Origin of the sequence: Chryseobacterium hagamense (genome assembly GCF_007991455.1) — a bacterium.
In the GTDB taxonomy this organism is placed as follows: domain Bacteria; phylum Bacteroidota; class Bacteroidia; order Flavobacteriales; family Weeksellaceae; genus Chryseobacterium; species Chryseobacterium hagamense.
Window position 1 is genome coordinate 12,396 of sequence record NZ_BJYJ01000008.1, and the last position, 21,484, is coordinate 33,879.

Annotated in this window: 16 protein-coding genes; 9 read left to right on the top strand and 7 right to left on the bottom strand. The window is 42.5% G+C overall.

Annotation, left to right across the window (positions count from 1 at the left end; genetic code table 11):
- Positions 1–54 precede the first annotated feature (54 nt).
- From CHA01nite_RS09215 to CHA01nite_RS09225, 3 genes are all read left to right on the top strand, one after another.
- On the top strand, positions 55–3,096 hold the full coding sequence (locus CHA01nite_RS09215) for a choice-of-anchor I family protein (protein ID WP_146941025.1): 3,042 nt from the start codon (positions 55–57) through the stop codon (positions 3,094–3,096).
- 94 nt (positions 3,097–3,190) lie between these two features.
- A complete protein-coding gene (locus CHA01nite_RS09220; protein ID WP_146941026.1) occupies positions 3,191–4,018 on the top strand; it encodes an SIR2 family NAD-dependent protein deacylase in 828 nt (275 codons plus the stop codon).
- A gap of 699 nt (positions 4,019–4,717) precedes the next feature.
- A complete protein-coding gene (locus tag CHA01nite_RS09225) occupies positions 4,718–5,005 on the top strand; it encodes a barstar family protein (RefSeq protein WP_146941027.1) in 288 nt (95 codons plus the stop codon).
- Positions 5,006–5,130: 125 nt separating this feature from the next.
- Here the strand turns inward: CHA01nite_RS09225 and CHA01nite_RS09230 are convergent, their stop codons facing one another.
- The 3 genes from CHA01nite_RS09230 to CHA01nite_RS09240 form a co-directional block, all read right to left on the bottom strand.
- Positions 5,131–5,745: a response regulator transcription factor gene (locus CHA01nite_RS09230; protein WP_146941028.1), complete on the bottom strand. Its 615-nt coding sequence runs from the start codon at positions 5,743–5,745 to the stop codon at positions 5,131–5,133.
- Between the two features lie 661 nt (positions 5,746–6,406).
- Positions 6,407–6,655 carry a NifU family protein gene (locus CHA01nite_RS09235; protein WP_146941029.1) on the bottom strand — a complete coding sequence of 83 codons (249 nt, stop codon included), beginning with the start codon at positions 6,653–6,655 and terminating at the stop codon, positions 6,407–6,409.
- Between the two features lie 40 nt (positions 6,656–6,695).
- Positions 6,696–7,802 carry an Mrp/NBP35 family ATP-binding protein gene (locus tag CHA01nite_RS09240; RefSeq protein WP_146941030.1) on the bottom strand — a complete coding sequence of 369 codons (1,107 nt, stop codon included), beginning with the start codon at positions 7,800–7,802 and terminating at the stop codon, positions 6,696–6,698.
- A 127-nt stretch (positions 7,803–7,929) separates the two neighbouring features.
- Here CHA01nite_RS09240 and CHA01nite_RS09245 point away from each other — a divergent pair, with 127 nt between their 5' ends.
- Positions 7,930–10,740: a GH92 family glycosyl hydrolase gene (locus CHA01nite_RS09245; protein ID WP_146941031.1), complete on the top strand. Its 2,811-nt coding sequence runs from the start codon at positions 7,930–7,932 to the stop codon at positions 10,738–10,740.
- 168 nt (positions 10,741–10,908) lie between these two features.
- Here CHA01nite_RS09245 and CHA01nite_RS09250 read toward each other — a convergent pair whose 3' ends face one another.
- From CHA01nite_RS09250 to CHA01nite_RS09265, 4 genes are read right to left on the bottom strand one after another with little or no spacing between them, the layout of a single operon-like run.
- Complete coding sequence (locus CHA01nite_RS09250; protein ID WP_146941032.1) at positions 10,909–11,631, bottom strand: phytanoyl-CoA dioxygenase family protein; 723 nt, start codon at positions 11,629–11,631, stop codon at positions 10,909–10,911.
- A 6-nt stretch (positions 11,632–11,637) separates the two neighbouring features.
- On the bottom strand, positions 11,638–12,096 hold the full coding sequence (locus CHA01nite_RS09255; RefSeq protein WP_146941033.1) for a SecDF P1 head subdomain-containing protein: 459 nt from the start codon (positions 12,094–12,096) through the stop codon (positions 11,638–11,640).
- Positions 12,097–12,101: 5 nt separating this feature from the next.
- Positions 12,102–13,352, bottom strand: a complete 1,251-nt coding sequence (locus CHA01nite_RS09260) for a dicarboxylate/amino acid:cation symporter (RefSeq protein ID WP_146941034.1) — start codon at positions 13,350–13,352, stop codon at positions 12,102–12,104.
- Between the two features lie 46 nt (positions 13,353–13,398).
- Positions 13,399–13,914: a hypothetical protein gene (locus tag CHA01nite_RS09265; protein WP_146941035.1), complete on the bottom strand. Its 516-nt coding sequence runs from the start codon at positions 13,912–13,914 to the stop codon at positions 13,399–13,401.
- Positions 13,915–14,186: 272 nt separating this feature from the next.
- Here CHA01nite_RS09265 and CHA01nite_RS09270 point away from each other — a divergent pair, with 272 nt between their 5' ends.
- From CHA01nite_RS09270 to CHA01nite_RS09290, 5 genes are all read left to right on the top strand, one after another.
- The gene (locus CHA01nite_RS09270; protein ID WP_146941036.1) at positions 14,187–14,681 is read left to right on the top strand and encodes a BON domain-containing protein; all 495 of its coding nucleotides are present in this window, start codon (positions 14,187–14,189) and stop codon (positions 14,679–14,681) included.
- Positions 14,682–14,687: 6 nt separating this feature from the next.
- A complete protein-coding gene (locus CHA01nite_RS09275) occupies positions 14,688–15,107 on the top strand; it encodes an SH3 domain-containing protein (RefSeq protein ID WP_146941037.1) in 420 nt (139 codons plus the stop codon).
- Between the two features lie 178 nt (positions 15,108–15,285).
- Entirely contained in the window at positions 15,286–18,057 is a 2,772-nt protein-coding gene (locus CHA01nite_RS09280) for a TonB-dependent receptor (protein ID WP_146941038.1), read from the top strand.
- Between the two features lie 78 nt (positions 18,058–18,135).
- Positions 18,136–20,847, top strand: a complete 2,712-nt coding sequence (locus tag CHA01nite_RS09285; RefSeq protein ID WP_146941039.1) for an outer membrane beta-barrel protein — start codon at positions 18,136–18,138, stop codon at positions 20,845–20,847.
- 163 nt (positions 20,848–21,010) lie between these two features.
- Entirely contained in the window at positions 21,011–21,442 is a 432-nt protein-coding gene (locus CHA01nite_RS09290; RefSeq protein WP_146941040.1) for a hypothetical protein, read from the top strand.
- The last annotated feature ends 42 nt before the right edge of the window (positions 21,443–21,484 follow it).

Sequence of the window (21,484 nt, forward strand, 5' to 3'; positions counted from 1 at the left end):
AAAAAGTTTGCAAAACGAAAGCTTCATTTTTGCATTAATTTAAAGTAAGTAAAAATGATTAACAACTACTTGTTAAAAACTTCTGTTGCAGCCGCATTCCTCATTCAGGGATCGGTTTTCGGGCAGACTTCGCTGATTCATTACTGGAATTTTAATAACAATGCCTCTTCAGCGGCCATTACCGCTCCTTCTTCCACTGTAACGGGCGGATCGATGACTGCCGTTGCCAACGGAACCACAGACATTGATTTTGCCGGAGGAACGGGACAGAATTTCAGCGTTCAGAATTTAAATGCGAGAAACGGAGATGCTTCCGGCACCCATCTGAGATACAACAACCCGATCAACGGCAGCCTCCAGTTCAATCTTCCTACCACGGGATATAGTAATGTGGTGGTAAAATTTACAACCCGGAGATCAGGATCGGGAGCCGGCACCCAGACCTGGAAATATTCTACCGACGGGACTACCTTTGTCACCTATCAGACCGTCACTCCGCTTGATGCGGATCCACAGCTGGTTACCTTTGATTTTTCAGGTGTTTCAGGTGTTTCCAATAACCCGAATTTCAAGCTGAAGGTTGAATTTGCAGCCGGCAGCGGCGGTACGGTGGGAAACAACCGTTTCGATAACTTTACGGTAGATGCGACACCGGCAAATACGGCAGACACCACGCCTCCAACCGTTACCTACGTTCCTTCAAACAACACCAATAATGCTTCCACAACTGTAAATCCTACTATTTCCTTTAATGAAAACGTACGGTTAACAGACAATTCCGCCATCACTGATTCCAATGCACAAATGCTTGTGGATTTCCGTCTCGGAAGTGCTTCGGGCTCACCAATTCCCTTCACCACTACTTTTGCCAACAATAAAATCACGGTAATTCCTACTTCCGGAATGGTTCCGAACCAGACGTACTACCTGGCATTAAAGCCGAATATGGTGGAAGATGCCAGTGACAACGCGGTAACGGGAACAACGTCATCAATTTTTACAACAGCAGGAACGTCCGTTTCACTGGATAAAAATTTTATTAAGGTCAATGAAAACGCAGGAACACTGGCTTTCAAAATAAATATTGCCAATCCTTCCAATGCAACGGTAAACCTGGTGGTAAAACCGGCTCCTTTCAGCACGGCGGACAGCTCAGACTTTACTCTAGCCAACCAAACCATTACCCTGACGCCTTCCACGACCAGCTATACGGTAAATATCCCGATTATTGATGATACGTCAGAAGAACAGCAGTCGGAATATTTTGTGGTAAGCCTTGAAAACCCGACAGGTACTACCATCTCCGGAGACAATAATGCCACCGTTTATATTGTGGATAACGATAAGCCGGCACCGGTTCCCAGCCAGCAGATCAGCCTGAATTACATCGGCAGTTTCGATCCTTCCGGAACCAATACCAGCTCCACGGAAATCGTGGTTCACGACCCGGCAACCCAGCGGCTGTTTACCATCAGTTCCGTTACTGACGTTTTCGATATCATTAACTTCAGCAATCCGAACCAGCTGTCTGTTGTGAACACCATCAATATGGCACCCTACGGCGGAATTACCAGCATTGCCGTAAAAAACGGAATCATCGCCGCTGCTTCCCCTAACACCAACCCGCAGCAGAACGGATCGGTGGTTTTTTTCGACATCAACGGAAACTTCCTGAAGCAGGTAACCGTAGGCGCATTGCCGGATATGATTACTTTTTCACCGGACGGCACCAAAGTAATGACGGCCAATGAAGGGGAACCGAATGACACTTATACGGTAGACCCTGAAGGAACTGTCAGCATTATCGATATTTCGGGAGGTATTACCAATCTTACCCAAAATAACGTGACCACGCTCAACTTTAATGCCTTTGATTCACAGGTAGCCGCTCTTACCGCTACAGGTTTACGAAAGGTAAGAACCAACAATACTTTATCTCAGGATCTGGAACCGGAATACATTACCATCAGTGCAGACAGCCAGAAGGCATGGGTAACCCTGCAGGAAAACAATGCCGTAGCCGAAGTGAATCTGGCTACGAAGACCATCGCCGGAATCTGGGGACTGGGCAAGAAAGACATGAGCATTCCTGGGAACGGGTTTGACGCTTCAGACAACAACGGCGAGATCTTAATCGCCAACTGGCCGGTAAAAGCCTATTACACACCGGATGCAGTACAGAACTATAAGATTGGAAATACCAATTACATCGTAACGGCAAACGAAGGAGATGAAAAAGATCTTTCAGGCTTTAGCGAAAGAACCACAGTAGGCGCAGGTACCTACACGCTGGATCCTGCATTATTCCCTCAGGCTTCGGTTTTAAAAGCATCCTATAACCTGGGAAGATTCAGGGTATCCAATGCCACCGGAAATACGGACGGCGATGCGGATTTTGAAGAAATGGCTGCTTTGGGAGCCCGCTCCTTCTCCATTTTCAATGCCGATACCCGGCAGATCGTTTATGACAGCGGAGACCGTTTCGAGAGGTATATTGCCGCCAACCATCCTTTGATTTTCAATGCCGATAACGAATCCAATACCGTGAAAAGCAGAAGCCGTGCAAAAGGCCCGGAACCGGAAGGCATCGCTTTAGGAAACATCAACGGCCAGACCTATGCTTTCATTACCCTGGAAAGAACGGGCGGTGTAATGGTGTATAATATTACCGATCCTAGCAATCCTACATTTACGGATTACAAACACTCTCGAATGACTTCAGCCTATGGCGGCGACAACGGCCCTGAAGGAATCACTTATATTGCACCGGGCAACACCACGACCGGAAAAGGATATGTAATCGTAGCTAATGAAATCAGCGGTACTTTGTCTATGTATGAGGTAACCGGTGCCGGAACCCTGGCTGCCGGTGAGGTAAAAGCCGAAAAGTCGACCTTTAATATTTTCCCGAACCCTGTAAACAAAGGAAATACCCTGTATTTCAACAGAATGCAGGATTACGAATTATACGATATGTCCGGAAAATTAATAAATAGGGAGAAGAATGCCTTAACCGTTGATACTTCAAAACTTTCTACCGGGGTTTACCTGGTAAAAACATCTGAAGGACAGGTAAAACGAGTGATTATCAAATAGAATATATTATTTAGTTGATTGAATAAGTCCCGGTCTCTTTCCGGGGCTTTTTTTATTGGCTGAATTAATTTATTTTTATCTTTTTAAAACAGCCATGAAAGATCAGCTCGAAGACATTATCCTTCAGGTTCACCGTAAAGAAAAACGGAACCTTTTTACTTTTTTAACCGGTGCCGGAATTTCATCCGACAGCGGGATCCCGACCTACCGCGGAACCGACGGTATCTGGGTAAAAGGGACGCAGTTCCATAAGCCGGAAGAGTTCGGAACATTAAAATATTTTAAACAGTATCCAGAAGAAGTCTGGCAGTATGCTTTATTCAGGAAGAAAATGTTTGAAACGGCCATGCCTAACCAGAGTCATCTTGAACTGTCAGAAATCGAGAGTATACTGAAGGACCGTTTTCACCTCATTACCCAGAATATCGATAACCTTCACCGCCGTGCCGGCAATACAAGGCTGTATGAAATTCATGGAAACAACCGTGAAATCAAATGCTCCAACGGCTGCAAAGGCATTGTGTCCCTACCCGAAGAGATTACAGGAAAGGATATTGATGAAGACCTTACCCTGAAAGATACGGAACTGCTTACCTGCCCGGACTGCGGACACCGGATGCGGCCGAATATCCTTTGGTTTGATGAATATTATGACGAAAAAACGAATAAAAAGTTCAGCGCGTTAAAGGTTGCGAAAAACAGCGGCGTCCTTTTTGTTATCGGGACCTCCGGTGCCACCAACCTCCCGCTGGCCATCGCTGAAACGACGTTGAAGTACGGAGGATACTTGGTGGATATTAATACCGAAGACAACCATTTTACGGAACTGATTAAAAATAAAAAGAATAAGCTGATCATTCGTAAAAAATCAACCGAAGCATTAGCGGTGATCAAAGCGATTATTAAAAATTTAAACCTATAGGATGTTCGCATTTTCATTGGATACCGGAAAAGAAACTGATATAATTACTTTTATTGAGGATGTTAAAAATCTGGAAAGCAATAAAACCAATCCGGGGTATCGTAAAATAACGTGAATTTGAGGTACAAACCGTAATATAAAGGCTGGAAGAGGGAAGCCGGAAGCCGGAAGTTTCTCTTCTCAGACACAGGATCAAAGGTCCTGATCATCAAACTGAATAGGTTATCGCTTTATCAGAGGAGTTCTTATTCAATCCTGAATAACCGGCTTTTTCTAATCAGGGACAGATTTTTCTTATTTTAAAGTCCTGAAAGGACGACTTAGTACAGGATAGGATAAAATCCTGTCGTAAGCATAAACCGTGTATTTGTTCCTGCACGATGAGTATTAATCAAAATCCTGACTGAATCAGTCTCATTTTTATTTTTAAATAATATGCTGAATATGATATTGATACGGTCGAATTCACGTTAAAATAAGATTAATACATGTTCATCAGAAAGAAAAATTGACTGATAAAATCGAAAAGGCCGTTAAAAATTATGAAAACCAAGGTTTTATCCATCTGCTGGATAATAATAACTAATCATTACGTCCACCTTTATAAGCAACCTTAAAATCAGTAAATCCGACAAAAGCGGCCTGATCCTGAATGGATAGGTGTGGTTCAAACCTAAAGGATTTCATAAAGTCTTCAAAATGTTTATCAACAATGAAGTTACGGAGAAGAATACCTGGAAAAAACTGCATTGTGATGAATTGCAGGGTTGGCTTGTTTTTGCAGGATGCATTGTAAAACCCCGCCCGGACCGCGAAAACCTCGTAATCAGCATTGACGGAAATAACTTCCACAATCTAGATGGTTTTTACTGCACCCTTGGTGAGGAAATAAACGGAATCGGAGGATACTTCGGCAGGCAGCTGTATGCTTTATACGATTGCTTAAGAGGCGATTTCGGAGTAAAATCAATCCCAGAAATTACTTGACATCATCACCAGCGCAGTAGAAAGCTTTTAAAAACAGATTTAAAAAAAATAATAGGTCTGTTTGAAGAATTTGGTATTTCTGTGATTTTAAAGTAAAAGACCCGGTAAAATTTACCGGGTTATTTTTAATGCATATCATCATAAATCCTTACCAGGTCCACAATATTCTTCACCTGCAGCTTTTCGAATATTTTCTTTTTATAGGTGCTGATCGTCGACATTTTAAGATTTAAGCTGTTGGAAATTTCGATATTCCCGTTGCCTTCCGCAAGAAGTTTAAATATCTGAAGTTCTCTCTTTGAAAGCCTGTCTACGGAGTGACTGTCTGCTGATTGCATGACCAGTTTTTTCATCATGTCTACGGTATAATAATAGCCTTCTTCAAAAACAGCACTGATCGCGGTAAGAATCTCCTCTTCCGATGCCATTTTATTGAGGTAACCGGCAGCACCTTCTTCCACATACTGGATGCCTACATTTTCATCATATGTTGAAAAGATCAGGATTTTAAGCTGCTTCTGCTTTTTTTTAAGTTCTTTGATCATGGCTTTGAAAATACTCTGCGGTATATCAATATCAATAATAAGGAGGTCATAGGCCCTCTTGGAAACTTTTTCTCTGGTTTCGGTATAAGTTTCCGCAAAATCGATTTCACAGGAATATGGAAGTTTGGTTTCGATTACAAGAGCAGTACCTGTTCTTACAACATAATGGCCGTCAGCAATAAGTATATTTTTCATAGTCTAGTTTTTCTCAATAAGATATTCTGTAAAAATGGTTTCCCGCTATGTAGAAAACCATTCTTAATTTTATTTACATTTGCATAACAAGTAGCAGACCAAATACCTCATTCTCTATTACAATTATTTATGTGTTTCAGAAGGATTGTCGTATTATCTACAGCATTTCTAATCAAAAACTTTCTTTTTTTTAAATAAAAAACCGAAAATATCAGATATTAAAAATGAAATAAAAGTCTATAAAAGCTTTTGTCTATTAAAGGCTGTAAATAATCTTCAACAAAAATAATACATAAAATACTCACCTGGATGTAGAATTATTACTATGAAAATTTCATAATTTTTTTTCACATTTGTTAAAAACCGCAAAAAAACAGATGAAAAATCTACTTTAAAAAAAAACTACAGTTAAAATTTACCAGGCCTGAACAATTGCATTTGTCCTGAAAAGCATGGGCATACCCGATTTTACATTTACCGGCACAGTTTTCCTTATCTGATGTATTTTATATAGCTCTGCATTCTTTGCCGGAAGCGGGGTATATCATAAAGAATCCGGACAGTCCTTTAAGTTTGAAACCATCTATAATTTCAGGAAAAGTTCCAGCAAAAAAAAGACAGATCAAAAAGATCTGTCTGGGAATATATTTTCTGTAAAGGTCTACTCTACGCTTACGACCCTTTCGATTTCAGGGGCGTGCTGCTTGATGGTATTCTCCACCCCCAGCTTCAGGGTTGAAAAATTCAGGGAGCATCCGGAGCAGTTCCCCAAGAGCTTTACGTACACCAGGTTGTCCTTTACATCGATCAGCTCGATATCGCCACCGTCCTTGTTCAGGAACGGCCTGATGCTTTCCAGGGCTTCCATCACTCTCGTTACGGTATCTTCGTGTGCTATATTTGTTTCCATATTTTTCAGTTCAATTCGGTTTTCAAAGGGGAAGGATGGATTATTTTGCTTTTGGCGAGCATCCTGCCATTGTTGTAATTTTTACAGCTTCCGTCGGCGGAAGGTTTTTATTTCTTTCGACCAGGCTTTCTATCATCTGACGAGCCGTTTCGGTATAGATTTCTGCGATTTTGGAATTTTCCTGCAAAGCTGCCGGTCTTCCGACATCCCCTGCTTCACGGATGCTCTGGATCAATGGAATTTCACCCAATACCGGAATACCAAGGTCATCTGCCAGATACTGGGCTCCCTGTTGCCCGAAAATATAATATTTGTTTTCCGGCAGTTCTTCCGGGGTAAAATAGGCCATATTCTCAATAAGGCCCAATACCGGAATATTAATACTTTCCATCTGGAACATAGCGATTCCCTTTCTTACGTCGGCTAAAGCTACATGCTGAGGCGTACTTACGATCACTGCACCGGTTACCGGCACCTCCTGAATGATGGATAAGTGGATATCTCCCGTTCCCGGCGGAAGATCAATCAGTAAAAAATCAAGCTCACCCCATGCCGCATCACGGATCATCTGGTTCAATGCTTTGGAAGCCATCGGGCCTCTCCACACGACTGCCTGGTTAGCTCCTGAGAAATAACCGATCGAAAGCATTTTCACCCCATAATTCTCAACGGGCTTCATCAGGCTTTTTCCGTTCACTTCTACAGAGATCGGCTTTTCCCCTTCCGTGTCGAACATGGTTGGAACAGACGGACCATAGATATCGGCATCCAGCAATCCTACTTTAAATCCCATTTTGGCTAAAGTAACCGCCATGTTGGCCGCAACCGTAGATTTTCCAACCCCTCCTTTACCGGAAGCAATGGCGATAATATTCTGAATCCCGGGGATCTGCTTCCCTTTGATCTGACTCTGCTGGATTTCACTCGGTTCCGGAGAAACGATCTTTAACTTAAGATTCACTTCTTCCCCGAATTCACTGGCAAAAGCCTGCTTCATGGCGGCTTCCAGTTTTTTCTTTTCGTGCATGGCCGGAGAGTGCGCCGTCATGTCTATATATACGTCAGCGCCCATGATCTGCAGGTTGTTCACCAAATCATCAACTTCTATTTCCCTGAGGAAATCCTGAACCTTTTCTTTCGTCAACATAAACTAAATAAATTGTTTACAAATTTACGTAATTTTTAGCTATTTAGAATAAGTAAAAGGACTGATAGATATTTTCTTTTGTGAAAACGAATTTTATAGTACTTTAGGGGAATTTTAATTTCTATTTATGAAAAGAGTATTCCTCATTCTTTTTGGGATGGTTGCCCATAGTCTGTTCTCACAGAATTATTCGCAGTATGTAAACCCGTTTATCGGGACGGGTGGCCACGGACATACCTTTCCGGGAGCCATTGTGCCTTTCGGAATGGTACAGCTTTCTCCCGATACGAGGATCGACGGAAGCTGGGACGGCTGCAGCGGTTACCACTACTCCGATTCCGTGATCTACGGATTTTCCCATACCCACCTCAACGGAACGGGTGTTTCGGATTACGGCGATATCATGCTGATGCCAACGATGGGAAAACCGGGACTGACTCCGAAAGAATATTCATCCTCATTTTCACATAAAAACGAAAAAGCTTCTGCTGGATTTTATTCCGTAAAACTGGATAAGCATAATATTGATGTCCGTTTAACTACAACCAAAAGAGTCGGTTACCACGAATACACTTTTAATAATGCGGGAACTGCCAATATTATTATAGACCTGAATCACAGGGATAAATTATTAGAGGGTGAAGTAAAAATTATCGATGACAAAACCATCGAAGTTTTCCGCAGAAGTGAGGCCTGGGCTACAAACCAATACATCTACGCCAGAATTGAGTTTTCAAAACCTTTGAAAATTTCAAAAGTACGAAGAGCTGGGAAAAGCACAGACCGGAGTGAAGCAATATTTGACGGAAACGAAATAGCTTTAGCTTTTTCAGCCAATGTAAAGAAAGGAGAAAAAATCAGTGTAAAAGTGGCCATTTCACCGACAGGCTACGAAGGCGCCGGAAAAAATATGCTGGCAGAAGGAATCTCCAACGATTTCGAGTCGGTAAGAAAACAGGCTGTGGCCGACTGGAATAAAGAATTGTCTAAAATCGAAATTAAATCTTCCGATAAAGATAAACTCACCGTCTTTTATACGGCGATGTATCACGTGTTCACCCAGCCGAATATCAATATGGATGTCGACGGGAAATACCGGGGCCGCGATAATAAATTTTATATGGCTAAGGATTTCGGTTACTATTCGGTGTTCTCGCTTTGGGATACTTTCCGGGGGGCGCATCCTTTAATGACTTTGATTGACCGTAAAAGAACGGCCGATTTTATTAATACGTTTATCAAACAATACGAACAGGGCGGAAAGCTGCCGGTATGGGAACTCGCTTCCAACGAAACCGAGTGTATGATCGGGTACCATTCGGTTTCCGTGATTGCCGATGCCATGGCCAAAGGAATTACCGGGTTCGATTATGAAAAAGCTTTTGAAGCCTCCAAGCATTCGGCCATGCTGGATATTTTCGGTCTGAATGCCTATAAACAGAACAATTTCATCAGCATCGACGATGAGCACGAGAGCGTTTCCAAAACCGTGGAATATGCATACGACGACTGGTGCATCGCCCAGATGGCTAAAATTTTAGGCAAAAAAGAAGATTACCGGTATTTCATGAAGCGTTCCCAGAACTGGAAGAACCTGTACAACCCGAAAAACGGATTCATGCAGCCGAGAAAAAACGGAAACTGGTATGAGCCTTTCGAACCCAGAGAAGTAAACAACAATTACACGGAAGGAAATTCGTGGCACTACTCCTACTCCGTTCAGCAGGATATTCCGGGACTGATTGCCGCCCATGGCGGGAAGGAAAAATTCGAGCAGTTCATTGATGCTATTTTTGCCGCACCGGATAAGACCACCGGCCGCGAGCAGGTAGATATCACCGGACTGATCGGGCAGTATGCCCAGGGGAATGAGCCGAGCCATCACATCGCTTATCTGTACAACTATGTGGGAAAACCGGAAAAAACGGATGCTAAAATAAAATTCATCCTGGATAACTATTATAAAAATGCACCGGACGGGCTGATCGGAAATGAAGACTGCGGCCAGATGAGTGCCTGGTATATTTTAAGCGCGATGGGAATTTATGCCGTGACTCCCGGATTACCCGAATGGCAGACGACTAAGCCTTACTTTGATGAGGTTAAAATTCATCTGGAAAACGGAACGACCAGAACCATCACAAAAAATACGGGGAGAGAAGAACTGAAAAAGTTAGGTTTTGAAAATGCAAAATCTTTCAAAGATTTTAAGTATGATGAACTCACGGCTTCTCCGGTAATCGCTGCAGCCAGAATTTTTGACCTTAATACCAAAGTGGAAATCACCGCACTGAATCCTGAGGACAAAATTTATTACATGACCCTGGATGAAGGTGATGCCAACGTAAGAAAAACATTTACCGCCTACAAAGGTCCGTTTACGATCATGAAAACAACCCAGGTTTCTGCTTATGCGGAAAGAAACGGTGAGAAAAGTTCCGTGGTGACCGCCAGCTTCAACAGAAGACCGAATAACTGGGACATCACGGTAAATTCAACCCCTACTCCACAGTATACGGCCAGCGGAAAGCTTTCTTTAATTGACGGCATCAACGGAGATGCCAACTGGAGGAAAGGCGAATGGCTGGGCTACCAGGGACAGACCTTTGAAGCGGTAATTGATATGAAATCGCCTCAGGAGATTACCCATCTTTCCTCCACTTACCTGCAGGACAGCCGTGCATGGATTTTAATGCCAAAGAAAGTGGAATATTATGTTTCCAACAACGGGAAAGATTTCATTCTGCTGAAAACCGTAGACAATACTCTGGATCCGAAAGATGAAACGCCTCAGTTAAAAGATTTCTCCACCGATGTGTTACCGGCGCAGGCCCGTTATGTAAAAGTGAAAGCCTACCATTTCGGCAAACTTCCGGCATGGCACCAGGGAGCAGGCGGTGATGCTTACATCTTTATTGATGAGATTTCTGTGAAATAATCTGATTTTACAATGATAAAATAACCCTCCGGCATTGCCGGAGGGTTTTGTTTTGTACAGTTTGGTGATTTCACTCTTTCAGGACTCTTTATATTTATTTCGACTTATACATCAGGCTGCACTTGATGCTGTTGACCGCGCCCTTTCAGCTCTTTATCCGGTTTCGCATTAATTTTCAATCACCATCTTTTCCGCCCAGTTCAGCCCGGCCGGCAATTCCCTTTCGGAAAATTCGATGTGGATGACCCTTCTTCTGTTGCCGTTGGTGGTTCGGTTGGAAGCATGCAGGATCAGGGGCTTCATGATCATGATTCCACCTTTTTCAACGGGGCAGATTTCTTCGGTTTCCTTAGACCAATCGATGGTCTCGGGCCGGTAAATTCCTTTGGCATGGGATCCGGGAACCACTTTCAGGGCACCGTTGTTTTCATCTGTGTCATCAAGATGGATCCGGATGGTGTATATGTTTTCCAAAATATCCAAAGGTGGCTGAACGGCAAACCGGCTCTGCCTGGCAGTCCAGGGGCCGAATCCTTCCATTGGCTTTTTCTGGTCTACCGAAATAGTCAGGTCCTGATGATAGGCTACGTACCAGTTGGAGGTTTCAGGCTTATCAAAGTAAATGCTTTTCACCACAAAATACCGGTCCCCGAACCTCTCTCTGATCACCGTTTTCATCTTTTCATTAAAAATCAGATCCCGCAGTCCGGGAATTTCCTTTAAAAACTGCCGGATGGCAAACAGGTCTTCCGATTTCCTGAAGGTTTCCTTTGAAGAATCCGTATTTCGGATTACCTCACTGATTCTTTGAATTTCATTATCGGAGAAGATCCGGTTGATGACGGTGAAGCCATTTTCCGCAATCGTATTTTTATGGTATTGTGAATTCACTGGATTTTATTTACTCAGGTCCGATGTCCCGTTATTTTTTGCCAAACTGATGATTTCATCAATTTCCGCCTCCGTAAAATTCCCGCTGATCTGAACTTTCCCATCCGGAATCGGGTTGATAACGAGCGGTGCGGAAATTAATTTTCCATTCAGCACAATGGCAATAGGCTTAGCAATATTTTTCCTGGTTAATTTTTTAAATTTCTTTGCACCGGCTTCTGTAAGTACAATGTCAATAACATACAGATCAAGTTCGTTTTTATGCTTTTTTACGGATGAAATTTCTTTTGTTGAAATTCCGGCGTTGGGCGACAACTTCAGATCTTTTAGCCCGGTCTTCTGCGAATCATAATCAATAACCTCGTAAAATCCGGGTTCCCTGTCGGTGAGTACCGGTTCTTCTCTTGCCTGGGCCAATAAATTCACAGACATGAAAAGAACCACTATTTTAAATAATGCTTTCATGAGATTTATAAGTTTCCGCCGTGGTTATCCAGCTGGCCTTCCCATTTGGAAACGGCTGAGGTAGCCAGGGCATTCCCCAACACATTGGTCATGCTTCTTCCCATATCGCAGAAATGGTCGATCGGCAGGATCAGGGCAATCCCTTCCGGCGGAATTCCGAACATGGAACAGGTAGCTACGATGATTACCAGGGAAGCTCTCGGTACACCGGCAATTCCTTTGGACGTCAGCATCAGTACCAGAAGCATCGTGATCTGCTGTCCGAGGGTCATCTCAATCCCGTAGATCTGGGCGATGAAAATCGAAGCAAAAGTCATATACATCATGCTCCCGTCAAGATTAAAAGAATAACCCAGCGGTAAAATGAAAGATACGACCCGGTTATTGCATCCGAATCGCTCCAGCTCTTCCACGAGTTTCGGGAAAACCGCCTCGGAACTGGTTGTGGAAAAAGCAATCAGTAAAGGTTCTTTAATTCTTCTCAGCAATTCAAAAAGGCGGTTGCCTAAAATCATGTAGCCGACCAACAACAGGACGAGCCAGAGAATGCCTAAGGCAAAGAAGAAATCCCTCAGATAGATCGCATAGACTTTAAATATCTCAAAGCCGTTGGTGGCAACGACTGCGGCAATGGCCCCCAAAACACCCAGCGGTGCAAACCACATGATGTAACCGACCATTTTAAGGATTCCGTGTGCTACGATATCAAATAATTTAATGACCGGCTGAGAATACTCTTCCCCCATATTGGCCAGGGCAATCCCGAACATAATGGAAAACACGACGATCTGCAGTACCTCATTGGTGGCAAATGCTTCAAATATACTTTTAGGAATAATATGCTTGACAAAATCTTCCAGGGAAAACCCTTTGCTGGTTTTCAGCAGTTCTTCGGCAGAGGCTGCATCCTGGATCGGAAGCTTGGTCACATGGCCGGGCTCCAGCCAGTTGACGAGCATCAGACCGATGAAAAGGGAAATCAGGGAAGCGGAGATGAACCACAGCATGGCTTTTGTGCCTACCCTTCCGATCATCTTGATATCGCTCATTTTGGCGATCCCCACTACCAGCGTGGTAAACACCAACGGGGCAATGATCATCTGGACCAGGCGGATGAAAACCGTTCCTAAAAGTTTGATGTTCCTGGAAAAAGATTCCGCGCTTTCCGGATAGCTTACATGTACCAGTCCGCCGATTCCGACGCCCAGAACAAGCGCGATAATAATGGCAATAAACAGTTTATTTTGTCCTTTCATATCAATAATTCAAGTTTGGCAAATATAATATTTTTACAATTGGTTTCTATTTACTCTCAGCACTATCTTTTTTCTCAAAGGTATCGTACAGCCATAATCTTACTTCACCTTCCAATGACTGCGGTTTTTCATCAGGGTTAAAGGGTTTTATTCCTCCGCGGTCTGTCACATCCTGAGAATAGTTTCTTTTTCTGAAAATCCTTTCTCTGTTTTTATCGGCTACCAGAATGAAAACCGTAATGATACCCGATATCAAAACAATCACCACAACTGTATTCTTCCAGGTAAATTCAAAACCGTTCTCCTGAAAACCTCTCTTTTTTAAGCATAAATAATTAATGATCAAAACAATAATCATCCACAAAAATAGATAGAGGGGCGGAATGACGGTATCGTTATAACCGTTCAGCTCCAATATTCCCTTTATCGTAAATGAAACCAGGACCATTATCAGAGAGATGATCAGAGACGTTTTGTACAGCAACTTCCGCTTATCGTCCTTTTTATTTACCCTCTTCAAAAGTCCGTAAACCGAGAAAGCCACATAATTATATATCTTCATTTTAATCCTGAATATCCGGCAAAAATGAATATTTTTTTCTTTAAATACGACAAACATTTCCAAAGTAATGATTTTTCCCTCGTTATTCAAAAGATGGTGCTGTTATCCAATTCATTATCCATCAGATTAATCCCGCACGCGTCCTTTCTTAAAAACACCTTTTCTCCATAAAAAACTGAATGAAAATTTATATAAAAAAATTGTTGACTTTTGCATTTTGGTACACATTTTACTGTTATCTTTAACTGTATTAACATTAAAAATATACAACTATGAAAAAATCAATCGCTATGGCTGCACTGGCTATCGCTGTATCTTTCGGATCTGTTTCCTGTAAGAAAAAAGTTTCCGATGCCGATCTTCAGACCCAGGCTACGACGGTCGTGGTATCCAATCCGAATGCTTCGGTAGAAGTAAAAGACGGTGTGGCCCACCTGAGCGGAACTTTCGAAACCCAGGAAGCCAAGGATGCTATGATCAAACAACTGAAGGCTATCAACGGGGTAAAAGAAGTAATGGATATGGCGACTGTAGCACCTGTTGCAACCGCTGCCCCTGCTATTGAAACACAATCTGCCGTTGCACCTGAAGTACAGCAAAAAGTACAGGATGCTGTAAAAGACATTCCGGGAGTAAAGGTGGAAGTGATCAACGGAGAGCTTACGCTTACCGGAAACATTTCTTCTTCTGATGCCAGAAAAGTAAAAGAATCGGTAGATGCTTTGAAAGTAGGAAAAGTAAATTACAATTACACCGTAAAAAAATAATCAGTCATGAGTACATTACAGGATAAATATTCAAATGTAGTTTCTGCGGCCCAGTCTGCAGGAATTTCCAATCTCCAGGTTCAGGAACAGGACGGAATTCTTTACGTTTCAGGACATGCTTCCAACACGGCTGCCAAAGATGCCGTATGGAATGCTTTAGGCGCCATCGACTCTACCTATTCCGCTTCGGATATCAATATTGACGTACAGGTAGCCGGTCTTTCTGCAGGAACTTCCCTGACCGTGGCCACCGATGAATCCAACCTTAACATCAGACAGGAGCCTTCTACGGAAGCCGCCGTTGTAGGAAAGGTGACAAAAGGTTCTTCATTAACCCTGATCGAGCAGACCTCCGACGACTGGTGGAAAGTAAAAACCGATGACGGACAGGAAGGATATGCTTATTCAAGATATCTGAAAGCTTAATCTAAATCTGATTTCAATACAAGAAACATCTCTTTTTTAAGAGGTGTTTTTATTTTTTATGGAAACTTAACAATTCCAGGAATTTTTCTGCGAAAACATTAACGCTATTTAACGCTGAGTGCTCTTTGTTTCGGATATTTTTTATATAATTTTGCGGCACTGATAATCATACAAACTCATGGGAAAACGCTTATTGCTGCTGGTTTTATTACTGAATATTCTGATGCTGAATGCCCAGAAACTAAGCATCAACGGAAAAGTTCTGAACTTTGAAAAAAAGCCCGTTGAAAATGCCACCATTTATCTTCTGAAACAGAAAGATTCCTCCATCATCAATTACACCTCGACCAACAGGGAAGGAAACTTTTCCCTGAAAACGGATGAAGTTTCCGAGCCGAGCATTTTGAAAGTAGATGCCGAAAAATTAATCTCCTATTCCAGGAATTTTGAAGCTATCGGACAGTCTGTTGCCTTAGGGGAGCTTGAGCTTGAAAGAAATTCGGTTGCCAATATTCAGGAAGTGAAGCTGACGGCTTCACCGGTTAAGATAAAAAAAGACACCATTGAATTCAATGCTTCTTCAATCAAGGTGCGTCCGGACAGTAAAATCGAGGAATTGCTGAAGCAGATTCCCGGTGTGCAGATGGATAACGACGGCAAAATAACCATCAACGGAAAAGAAGTCGACCAGATTACCATCAACGGAAAACCGTTCTTTGATAAAAACGGAAAAATCGCCTTGCAAAACCTTCCGGCCGACATCATTAAAAACATCCAGTTTACGACGACCAAAACCAAAGAGGAAGAATTAAGCGGAAAAACCTCGAAATCCAATAATGCCACCATCAATTTCAATATCGATGAAAAGAAAAACAAAGGACTCATTTCCAGGCTTACGCTTGGCTACGGCTCAGATAAGCGGTATGAGGGCAGCGGCCTGCTGAGCTATTTTAAAAACGATACCAAGATCAGCGTACTGGCAGCTTCCAACAACATCAATTCCCAGGGATTTTCGAGCGATGAGGTTTTCGACAGCATGGGGCGCGGGAGGAATTCCTGGCTGATGCAGGGCGGTTCCGTAGTCACCAGCGGAGGATCTACCTATTATGTATCCGGCGGAAACAATGCCAAAGGCATCCAGAAATCCACCACCATCGGGTTCAACTACAGCGATAAATTCGGAAAGGATGTAGACCTGGATAACGTAAGCCTCATCCATATCAACAATAACCTGGAGACACGATCGAAAGTTTCAAGGACCACCCTGCTTCCGGATTATACTTTGAAAACCAATTCAGAAAGCAACGGCGGCAACGATTCAAGGCAGTACAATGTTGATGTTTCCGCGAGGATCCGCCTGGATTCCTTAACGAGCATTTATTTTTCACCTGCTTTTTCCAGAAATGAGATCCGCAGCTTCAGCACGTCCGATGCTGCTACTTTCCGGGACAGCGACCTGCTGAATACCAGCAACAGCAACACCAATACGGATTCCGAAAACAATTCTTTTAATCCCAACATTTATTTCTCGAAAAAATTCCATAAAAAAGGAAGGGAAATGAATGTGAATATGAGCAGCAGCATTTCCGAAAACAAAGAAAACCTGCTGAACCGTTCAGAAAACATCTTCTACTCGGGAGCCCAGCCGAATGACAACCGGAACCAGCATTCCCTGAAGAAAAACAGGAACGACAATTACCGCTTCAGAACCGGCTATACCGAACCGGTCTCCGACTCTGCCAACATAAGCCTGAGCCTGAGCTACAATGCGACCGCGATGAACAATATGCGGAATGTAAACGATTTCGACACCGCTATCCGGCAGTATTCCGACTACAACGAGGTTCTGTCCAACAGCATGAACCAGAAGATCAACGAGATCTCCCCAGAATTGTCTTTTGAAATCAATAAAAAGAAAATCAGTGCCTGGGGTTCGGTTAGAGCCGATTTTTCAGACATGAAGGTCAATTCCCGTTTCAGTAACCAGGATTACGGGCTGCAGAAAAATTTTGTTCTTCCAAACTATAATATGGGAATGAACTACGAATTTTCCCAAAATAAAAGACTGAGCCTTTACAACTTCGCCGATTTCAGCATTCCTACGGCCGAACAGCTTACTCCGTACCTCGACGTCATCAACCCGTTTATCGCCTACCGGGGAAATCCGGACCTTAAAAATACATGGACAAGCTCAACCTATCTGTATTTCAACAATTTCAATATGGTAAAGAACATCAATTATTTCCTGAATGCCGGCTTTACCTACAAAAACAATGACATCATCAATTATGCGGTTTTCGATGGAAGCGGAAGACAGCTGGTAACATACGCCAACATAAGCGGCAACAAGCATTTTAACTTCGGGGGAAACTTCAGCAAAACCTTCAAGTGGAAGGAAAACAAGCTGACGATCAATCCGAAATTCAATTCCATGTATGGATTCAGCAAAGGGTTTATCAACGGGCAGGAATTCAGCAGCAGCTATTACAGTTTCAATCCGGGACTGAACTTTACCTATGAAATCAAGGAAAAGCTTACGGTAAAACCGTCTTACAGTTTAAGCTATAATTTTTCTAAGTACAGAAACTACAGCATCGACGAGGTGAATACCAGTAATCAGGTCCTGAAACTGGAGCTTACCAACTATGTCTTCAAGAGCAGGCTGATCTTAGGAAACGATCTGGAATACAATACCAACACCAACATCGCTCCGGGCTTTAAAAGGGATTTTTATTTCTGGAATACCAGCGTCGGTTATTCTTTCTTCAATAAGCAGCTCACGGCGAAAGTAAAAGTTTATGATGTCCTGAACCAGAACCAGAGCGTAAGGAGAACGATTTCCAATACTTTCTTTGAAGACCGCGACGACCTGATCCTGAAACGCTACGTGATGTTCTCCCTTACGATGAAGCTCAACAAATTTGCACGCAACAAAACACAGACCCCATAGATTTAAAATTATTTTAAATTGCGACATCCCTTCCGAGGGATGTTTTTTTATATTTTAGCACGTTCAAAAGATGACCTTATGAAGAAGATGCTCTGGCTGTTGCTGTTTTCACTTCCTTTTTTAATGCTGAACGCACAAAAGCTCAGCCTTGACGGGAAGGTGATGGATTTTGGAAAAAAACCGCTGGAAAATGCCACCGTTTATCTTTTAAAGCAAAAAGATTCGTCCATCATCAATTATACCTCAACCAGTAAAGAAGGAAAATTTTCATTAAAGACAGATGAGCTTAAAGAACCTTCCTTATTGAAAGTAGATGCAGAGAAATTTATTTCCTATTCCAGAATATTCGATAAAATTAATCAATCCGTTGATATCGGGACCATCGAACTGGATAAAAACAAGGTAACCGACATTGAGGAAGTGAAAATTACCGTCTCTCCCATTAAAATTAAAAAAGACACCATTGAATTCAATGCCGCCGCAATAAAAGTGCGTCCCGACAGCAGCATCGAAGAGCTCCTGAAAAACATCAGCGGTGTGGAGATCGACAGCGACGGAAAAATCACGGCCAACGGAAAGCAGGTGGACCAGATCATGATCAACGGCAAGCCTTTCTTCGATAAGGACGGCAAAATTGCCTTAAAGAACATTCCCGCCGATATCATTAAAAACATCCAGTTTACTACGACCAAAACAAAGGAAGAAGAGCTCACCGGAAAACCACCGAAATCGGAGAATACGACCATCAATTTCACCATTGACGATAAGAAAAACAAAGGTTTCCTTTCAAGGCTTACCGCCGGCTATGGTTCCGACAAAAGATATGATGGCAGCGGATTCCTGAGCTATTTTAAAGATAAAAGGAAAATCAGCCTCGTGCTGTCTTCCAATAACATCAATGCGCGGGGCGATGCCGGCAGCGGGGGCGGTTCGCGGAACTCACAGACCGGAAGCAGTGGGCAGGGAATCCGGAAATCCTCCACCACCGGCCTGAATTATACGGATCAGCTGAGCAGGGAAGCCGATTTGGATGCTATCGGACTTACCCGCACGGAAACCGACCTTCAGACCGCATCGAAAATTTCGAAAACAACCTTCCTGCCGGATTACAGGCTGAAAACCAACTCCGAAAGCCAGGCCGAGAACAATACGGAACAGTACAATTTCAACGCATCCGTCAAAATAAAGCCCGATACGCTGAGCACAATTTATTTTTCCCCCGCCTTTTTCCGTTCGGCAACCACGAATATCGGCACTTCGAAATCGGCCACCTTCAGGGATGAAATGCTGCTGAACGAAAGTACATCTTCGGTGCGTTCGGATTCGGAAAGCCATTCCTTTACCCCGAACATCCAGTATTCAAGAAAATTCAGCAAGAAAGGACGGTCTTTTTATTCAAGCCTAAATACTTCGATTACTGAAAATAAAAACACAGGGCTTACCAATTCACAGACTTTTTTTTATGAGAACGGGGTGGAAGCTCCGGAAAAAAGAGACCTTAGGAACCAGCTGGCCCAAAACAAATCGCAGAATAACAATTACAGCTTCAATGCAAAATATACGGAGCCGGTTTCCGATTCACTGGATATCAATTTCGGTGTCAATTACAATTCAGCCAATACCTTCAATGAAAGGGTTGTGAATGATTTTGATCCGGCGACCGGGCAATATTCGAACTACAACCTGCCGTTATCCAACAGCTCGGATCAGAAAAACAACCAGCTTTCGCCCCAGGTAACGATTGAGCTTAACAAGCAGAAGTACAATTTCTGGGCTTCGGCCAATGTGGATTTTACCGACCTTAAGTACAGCTCGCTTTTCAATGGTCAGCGGTATGAGCTTCAGAGAAGCTTCATCCTCCCCGATTACAACGCCGGGCTGCAGTACAAAATTTCACAGAATTCAAGGTTGAACATCTACAACTCCGCCAGCTTTACCATTCCTGCTGCCGAACGCCTCATTCCCTATATCGACGAATCGAATCCACTGGTGACCTTCCAGGGGAATCCCGATCTAAAGAATGCCTGGAACAACCGTACGAGCCTTTATTTCAGTAATTTCAATGTACCGAAAAACATCAATTATTACGTCAACCTGTCTTTCACCTACAACAGCAACGATACCACCAGCTTTTCTTATTATGATGATTCCGGGAAACAGTTCGTCACTTACACCAACATCAGCGGGAACAAGAGTGCGAATGTCGGAAGCGGCTTCAGTAAAACGTTTAAATGGAACGGCCAGAAACTAACCGTGAGCCCGAAAGCCGGCCTGAGTTACCGCTATAACCGCGGCTTCGTCAACGGCCGGATGTACACCGGGAACTCGTATATCTTTAATCCGGGGATCAGCCTGATATACGATAAAAAGGATAAGATCAATATCAAACCTTCCTATACCATAAACTATTCATTTTCAAACTATAAAAACTACAGTGTCGGAAGCATCAGAAATACTTACCAGAACTTTTCACTGGAGCTCACCAATTATTTCCTCAACACCAACCTGATCCTTGAAAATGATTTCGAATACAACACCAGCTCCAATATCGCCCCGGGTTTCAAAAGGGATTTCTACTTCCTGAATTCCGCCATCGGCTATTCTTTCTACAAAAAACAGCTGACAGCAAAAGTAAAAGTCTATGATGTATTAAACCAGAACCAGAGCGTGAGAAGAAACATTAACGCCACTTATGTGGAAGACCGGGAAGACCTGATCCTCAGAAGATACATTATGTTTTATTTAACACTGAAACTGAATAAATTTACAAGTACAAGTAAGAAAAAGTAATTCACATAATTATGCTCAAAACCTTTTAATTCCGATCAATTATATTCTTAATTATTTAAAGGATTAAATTAAAAAAAATTAAAACACCATTTGGTGTATTAAAAAAATTTAATAATATTGTCATCAGATTGCAATTTAAAAATAACTTTTAAATTAAAAAACTATGAAAAAAATTCTATTAACTGCGATGATCGGCTTTGCAGGATTAGTAACTGCAAACACTACTGGGTTTACTTCAAACTTTTCTAAAACTTTAGAGTCAAAGAGTGTAAACTTCTTTAAGAAGATTAAAATTGATGAATACATTACTGACACAAATGGAACTTCATGGCATATCTATGGTTGGATAGATGTTTCAGTAGGTTGGTCTGGTCCTAAAATTAATCACTATGATATTCACATGGTAGGCGGTGGACACCACTATCATTTCCAAGGAAAAATAATGCAGGAACAGGGAGCAAATGGAGATATTAAAAATACAATTGACGGTACTTTAACAGATGATGAAAAGGGTACTAAAATAGAAATTGATAATAATCTTCAAAATGTATTGTACCAACTAAATGACAATGTAATCAAAAATAACCCGGAATAAATAATAATTAGCGAGAACAATATTCTCGCTAATTTAAATATT